Origin of the sequence: Staphylococcus sp. HMSC068G11, from assembly GCF_001815825.1 — a bacterium.
Classification (GTDB): domain Bacteria; phylum Bacillota; class Bacilli; order Staphylococcales; family Staphylococcaceae; genus Staphylococcus; species Staphylococcus epidermidis.
Map to the genome: position 1 here is coordinate 1 of NZ_KV822086.1, position 6,120 is coordinate 6,120.

Annotated in this window: 6 protein-coding genes and 3 pseudogenes; 5 read left to right on the top strand and 4 right to left on the bottom strand. The window is 25.1% G+C overall.

All coding sequences use genetic code 11. The features are described 5' to 3' along the window. Together HMPREF3058_RS12415 and HMPREF3058_RS06135 are read left to right on the top strand one after the other, a co-directional pair. A pseudogene (locus HMPREF3058_RS12415) lies at positions 1-162 on the top strand (IS3 family transposase); the annotation flags it as partial. Between the two features lie 529 nt (positions 163-691). Further along, positions 692-1,051, top strand: a complete 360-nt coding sequence (locus HMPREF3058_RS06135) for a magnetosome magnetite crystal formation protein family (RefSeq protein WP_000432278.1) — start codon at positions 692-694, stop codon at positions 1,049-1,051. Between the two features lie 76 nt (positions 1,052-1,127). Here HMPREF3058_RS06135 and HMPREF3058_RS06140 read toward each other — a convergent pair whose 3' ends face one another. From HMPREF3058_RS06140 to HMPREF3058_RS06150, 3 genes are all read right to left on the bottom strand, one after another. Beyond that, a complete protein-coding gene (locus tag HMPREF3058_RS06140; protein WP_000124775.1) occupies positions 1,128-1,457 on the bottom strand; it encodes a hypothetical protein in 330 nt (109 codons plus the stop codon). A 91-nt stretch (positions 1,458-1,548) separates the two neighbouring features. Further along, on the bottom strand, positions 1,549-1,740 hold the full coding sequence (locus HMPREF3058_RS06145; RefSeq protein ID WP_000291518.1) for a hypothetical protein: 192 nt from the start codon (positions 1,738-1,740) through the stop codon (positions 1,549-1,551). Positions 1,741-1,836: 96 nt separating this feature from the next. Then, positions 1,837-2,802: an HNH endonuclease gene (locus tag HMPREF3058_RS06150; protein WP_000027972.1), complete on the bottom strand. Its 966-nt coding sequence runs from the start codon at positions 2,800-2,802 to the stop codon at positions 1,837-1,839. 401 nt (positions 2,803-3,203) lie between these two features. On the opposite strand from HMPREF3058_RS06150, the gene HMPREF3058_RS12295 reads away from it, so the two are divergent. Continuing rightward, complete coding sequence (locus HMPREF3058_RS12295) at positions 3,204-3,374, top strand: hypothetical protein (protein ID WP_001141152.1); 171 nt, start codon at positions 3,204-3,206, stop codon at positions 3,372-3,374. 208 nt (positions 3,375-3,582) lie between these two features. Next, positions 3,583-3,771 (top strand): annotated as a pseudogene (locus HMPREF3058_RS11810) (hypothetical protein). A gap of 295 nt (positions 3,772-4,066) precedes the next feature. Here HMPREF3058_RS11810 and HMPREF3058_RS06155 read toward each other — a convergent pair. Then, positions 4,067-4,936, bottom strand: coding sequence for a hypothetical protein (locus tag HMPREF3058_RS06155; protein ID WP_031864944.1), 870 nt, complete (start codon positions 4,934-4,936; stop codon positions 4,067-4,069). A gap of 181 nt (positions 4,937-5,117) precedes the next feature. On the opposite strand from HMPREF3058_RS06155, the pseudogene HMPREF3058_RS06160 reads away from it, so the two are divergent. Further along, positions 5,118-5,417: pseudogene (locus HMPREF3058_RS06160) on the top strand (type I restriction-modification system subunit M N-terminal domain-containing protein); the annotation flags it as partial. Positions 5,418-6,120 lie beyond the last annotated feature (703 nt).

A 6,120-nucleotide genomic window follows, 5' to 3' on the forward strand; every position in this document is an offset into this window, starting at 1 on the left:
CTCGCTAAAGTCTGAAACTTTTTACATCAATAATCAGCTTAATAACTCTAATCATATTGTAATAGATATTGTCGAAAATACATTAAAAACTATAATAATAATCGAATTCAACAAAAACTAGGCTACTTATCCCCTGTAAAATACAGAGAATTAGCAGCCTAGAACATAGTGTTTTTATTAAGTTCCCATTTTAAGGGTTCAGTGCCTCTAACAAAAAGCATTCTTTTTTTGTGAAAATAATATCTCTTAAATTGTTTAAATCATTATATCCTTATCTATTAAGATCAAATTTTAAAATAAGTATATTGATATCGTTTACCTGTAAATAGTATAGTTTTTATTAAAGATTCCAATTTCTTATTATTATCTGTAAGAGAAAGATTCTCTGGAAATATAAGTACACCGTAGTTATAGTTATCTTCGACAGTGAAGTCAGAAGCTTTTAACTTCAAATCGTCTTGGCTTTTTAAAAATGAACCATTAACAATATCTTCAATATAAGTACCTTTTCCAATAAATTTCGCTACTCACTTCGATTGTGGATGATAATATAAATTCTCAGGTCTTTCTTAATTTTATATTGATTATAACAACACATACTTACAATATCGTAAGCTTCTCTTATAACTGTTGTAATAGCTCGCTATTAATGTTTTTATAATAGTAAAGAAAAGTAAAGAAGGTGAAAAAAGTGGAAAATACAAATAGTAATATGCATAAAAATGACAATAGTTACGTTTTATCAGCATTGAGTTATTTAAGTATCTTTTTCGCACCTGTCATTTTACCTTTATTTGTATGGATACTTGCTGATGAACCAACATCAGAACATGGCAAAAAAGCATTCATTAATCATATTATGACTTGGGTTAGTTTTTTTATAGGTAGATTGGCATTTATTTTTTCTAAAGAAGTCTTTGATAAACCTTTGGATCATCAATTATTAATATTTAGCATTCTTTTAATTATTACTATTATATTCTTTTTAATTGCTTTAATATTATATATCTTGAACATTAACAGAGGAATTAAAATTCTATTAAAAAAATAAGTCACTTATATATCAACTTATTAAGGGAGTCCTATACTCCCTTTTTTAATTGTAATGTATTCTATCAGTATTACCTTTATTCATAGTCTAAAATACTTACTTCAATGTTTCTAATAATATCTCGTGAGGCCTCAAAGTTGTTATTAATATAACCATTTTTATTCAATGATAAAGAAATTAATTGGCCTGCATAATAAGTATTGTGATTTACTCTAAAGGCGTGCGTAAATGCTTCACCATTTTGTATTTTCTCAATCAATGTTGCTCTGTTCACAAAAATGGGTTGGCTAATATTTATAGCTTTTTCATCTTTTATATTAAATTCATATAATCTTAATCCATGTATTTTAAGATCATCCTTATTTTTCTTAATGACATATTTAATCACATTATACGTTCTAGCCATTTACTAATCTTCCTCCATTAAGATATTAATTCGAAGCTCTTTCTTCTTTTAAAAACATATAACGTTCAATTAAAAAATCAAACTTTGTAGCTTATTGCGCATCATCATTTGAACTTTGTATGCCAATTTTAATTTTTAAACCATTAATCATACTTTGAAATTTTTGCTGATAACTTTCTCTTTCTTCTTGTTGAGAATAGCAAAAATGTTCATTTTGTGTAATTAATTGGTAATATTTAAAACAATTATCTAAAGTTGTTAATCCATAGGCTAAATAATACAAATTATCTGTTTCAAGTGCTCTTTTTCAATCTACTAATGAAAGATGTATGGCACCTCTACTAATTGACTAATATCTGTCATACAACCTCTCCCAAAATTAATTTTTAAAAATATGTTCTCTATGCCAATCTAAATATTTCAAATTAGGTTTCTGACAATCTGGTAGTTCGATTTTTTGATTTTCATAAATCTTTAATTCTTCATATAAAGCAGCATCTTTCTCTGCTTCTTTAGATAAAACAACTCTATAACTGTTAGAAAAAGTGATAAAGCCTTTCTTAAATGCTTTTGCTAAAAATAAAGACAAACAAATACCATTTGAAGGATCTAGTCTAATAAACTCATTTTCATGCCAAGGAATAATATGTGTAACGACTAAAAAGTCTTTAGTTTTAATCCCGGTAATTGCACATCTATAACTATAATTTTGTTTAATCCTTTTTGAAAACTCAAAATGAGCACTTCCCTTAGCTTGAACAAATGCTTCATGATTCCCTACGTAGTAAATATTTTTCTTTATTCGAGTTGCCATATCAGCCATTTGTTTAAAAGTTAGCGAAATATCATTATTAATATAATTACTTTCTATTTCCACTACATTTCTACTCAAACTTAGTAGTTTTAAAAAATCATTTTTTGTAATATTACTGATTTTATTTTTAAAGAAAAACTGCTCCCACTCTTCTTTAATTCTTTCTTTGAACTCCCATTTTAAATTTTCAATATTATCTTTTAAAACACGATCCACAAAAAGTAAGGGTTTTGAAATGTAAGCGGTTGCTACATTATTTTTTCGCTCAATTTTTTCTATTTTCCCAGCTCCAAAGAAATAAAATTGTTGAGCAATTTGAGATAAATTAGTTGGCCGTCTAAAAATGAACAAATCGCCTTCTCTGATCTTATTATTCTGTTTTACATCCCAAGTAAACTCCTTTTCAGTATCATCACTATTTGTATAGTTGGTATCTAATATAAAATAGCGAGTGCGTTCGTTTTCTAACTCAGTTTTAAAGGTGTTATATAGTGACTCTAAGTATCTATTTTTATATTCGCTTATACTCATCTTTCTATCAGCTCACTTGTAAATTATAAATATTTAGTATACTTTTATTTAATTATTAAATATCAATTTCTAAATATATTCTGATAATTATTTATTTTATATATGTATTATTAGCCTTAGAGCAATATTAGGTGACAAATAAAAGGCTACCTCATAAGGTAATCCTCTCAAGATAATGTGACAAAATAATTGATGATCTTTAACATTAATAAGAACTAAATTCATAATTCTTAAATATATTTTCTAATTAAACTATCGTAATGTCTATAATATTTAATTATTTTTTACAAAAATTAAACATTTTATTAAACTATTTTTATAAAATAAAATAATATTACAATATAATTAATTATAAAAATTTAAGGGTATATTGAAGTAATACATTACATAGGAGTGATAAAATGCCAAGTCGTTGGGTAAAAGTTAAAACCTTTAAGTCATTATCTACTTCCAAATTAGAGAAAAAGTTACAAAATTTCAAATCATATAATAGCTTTGATATTATAGAAATTAAAAGACATTCATATTTATTTTTAAATATAGTCGAAGTTTATTACAAAGATAAAACTTAGACTTTTTATTACTACTTTTTTAAAATCTGTCTATTTTTACAGCATTGAATTTCCAGCCGTATAATTTAAAATTCTAATGTAATTCTAAATATTTTATAGATAAAGTAGAAAACGTTAATACTACACTTATATGAATTATATAAAATATTAGATGATTTTAAAAAGAGAATTACCTATGAACCGTGACACTACATAACCTGATTGGTGAATAATTACAAACAGTTTAGCTTCGCAAAATTATATATAGCTCATAAAAAGACTAGTACATCGCTTTACAGCTATTGAAGATGAGGAAATACTTGATAAAATCTATAAAAATTTTATGAATGATGATACTATAACAACGATATTTAACAATAATTTACAGGCAATTATTAACCATTACCTATCAATATGAATATTAAATAAAACTAGAACCTCCTTCACTTAGCACTGAGGAATATTCTTACATTTTTTAATAAGCGGTGATATAAAAAAGCAGTTAGTGACCATAGATTCAATTTCTAAGGTAGCTTCCCTTTCAATAATTTTTGAATTCAAAATTTTAATATAAATCCCTTCCTTTTATATTATACACAATCTATTTTTTAGTTTTATTTGTGATACGCTTCCCCTTATTAGTGATTTTTGCTAAAAATTAAAAAGCCGATCTAATGTTATTAGAACGGCTTGAAAAAATAATCATTTTATTACTACTCATTTTCTGAGTATACTATCATTATAGCGTTTATTATAGTTGAATAATTATTGAATATTTCTTCTAATAATACTAAGAGTTCCTCCGACTCTCCTTTTTCAATATATGTATATTCAATTAATGTGATTTTTTCATTTATAAAAATCAAACTCATTCTTATATCACGATCTATCTCAAACCAGTTATTTCCTAGTTCATATGCAGAACTGATGTGAAATTGTTCATAAAATGTAATTAACACTCCCACTATGTCTTTTATCAATGTCAATAAATTTAATTCTTTTTGTTTGAAATTCTCATTTTTCAATCTCTGACCTAATTCATCTACTAAGGATGAAAAATATTTAAAGTCTGATTTATTGATAAAAAAGTTTATAAAATTATAATACATATCTTCGTCCCAATAGTTTACTAATTTAAAGTGAATGTCCATTTTAAATTTTAAATCTTCAATCTCATTTTTCTTTTCTTCTAATAAATATAAACTATTTTCGATATTATCAATTAAACATTCTTCTAATATATTGTTTTCTTCTAATTGATTTATCATATTCTGAATATATCTATCAATATCAAGTAAAAGATCAACTATTTGTTCATGTTCGTTATTTATATCAGTATATTCACTGAATTCATACCTTTTTTCTTCAATATTTGAGAAATAAAATTCTTTTACACGCTCAAATGATGACTCAATTTCCTCTATCTCATTTTCTTCTAAAACACCATATAAATTTACATTTTCGATATCATTTAAAAACCAGTTCATTTCATTTGACTGAAACATTTCATTTAAGAAATTTAAATATAATTCAAAACTCAACGGCTTAATTCCAATTTGCAAGCGGTAATCTTCATTAAACAATTTATCATCCCCCGTTTTTAATTAACTATATAATAATCTATATTTTTGTGATTAGCTACTTAATTTAACTTACAAAGTATAAGGAACAATATTTTTTTACAGAGAAAATCACAAAGAAAGTCACATATAGCTTTACTATTTGATATATTTGTGTAAAGGATAACATAGAGGTGGAATATAAATGGCGACAATTGGATTTGAAGAAAAATTATGGCAAGCTGCGGATAAATTACGAGGGAGTATGGATGCAGCAAAATACAAGAATGTAGCGTTAGGCATCATATTCTTGAAGTATGTATCTGACTCTTTTGAAGAAAAGTATGAAGAATTAAAAAATGATGATTTAGCTGATGAAGAGGATAAAGATGAGTACTTAGCAGAAAATATTTTCTGGGTACCCAAAGAAGCACGTTAGCAGTATATTAACGATAATTCTAAGAAACCAGAAATTGGTCAAATTATTGATAAAGCAATGATAGCATGTAAAAAATTTCGTTATTTCATAAAGTTATCTTAGATTATTAATATATAGTATAGCAAATAACAGTTGCTATTTCGAAGTAAATTAATTTAAATTATTGCGTAAATTTAGAAGAATTTTGTATACATTAGTATTTTTCTTAATAACTAATATGTGACGTATTTCGTGACATGGCAAAAATTTGAGGTTTTGAAGAGAACTACCAATCTTTTTATAGTCCGTAAACAGATTCAATATTTTTAAGTGTATTCTTTGATATAGTTACATTTTGTTATCTTGTTTTTTAAAATGGCGAAGAGTTATTAAGAATTTAGATATACATGGAAAATAGATTTAAACTTAAAATCTTTAAACATTTTAGAAATATCTGTCTTCTTCAAAGTGTTTGAGCTATTAATCAGTTTATTAATAAACTCATATATGGAGTTACTATCTTTTTACGTAAATATATCTAATGTACGACAATCAGTGCTAATCGCGTAGTATAATAAGACTAATTTTATTTTGATATGTTTTTATTCATTTTGAAATTTATAGTTTATTTTTTAATTTGACATCAAATAGGTGTTTATTTTTGTACTCATCTATAGATAGTTAGGTAATTGGAAGTTAATAACAAATTCTCCTAATTTCTTTAGTAATAAAAGAGGAATCATATTAGTGTATTGAAGGTTCTGTTGCAAAGTTGAATTTATAGTATAAT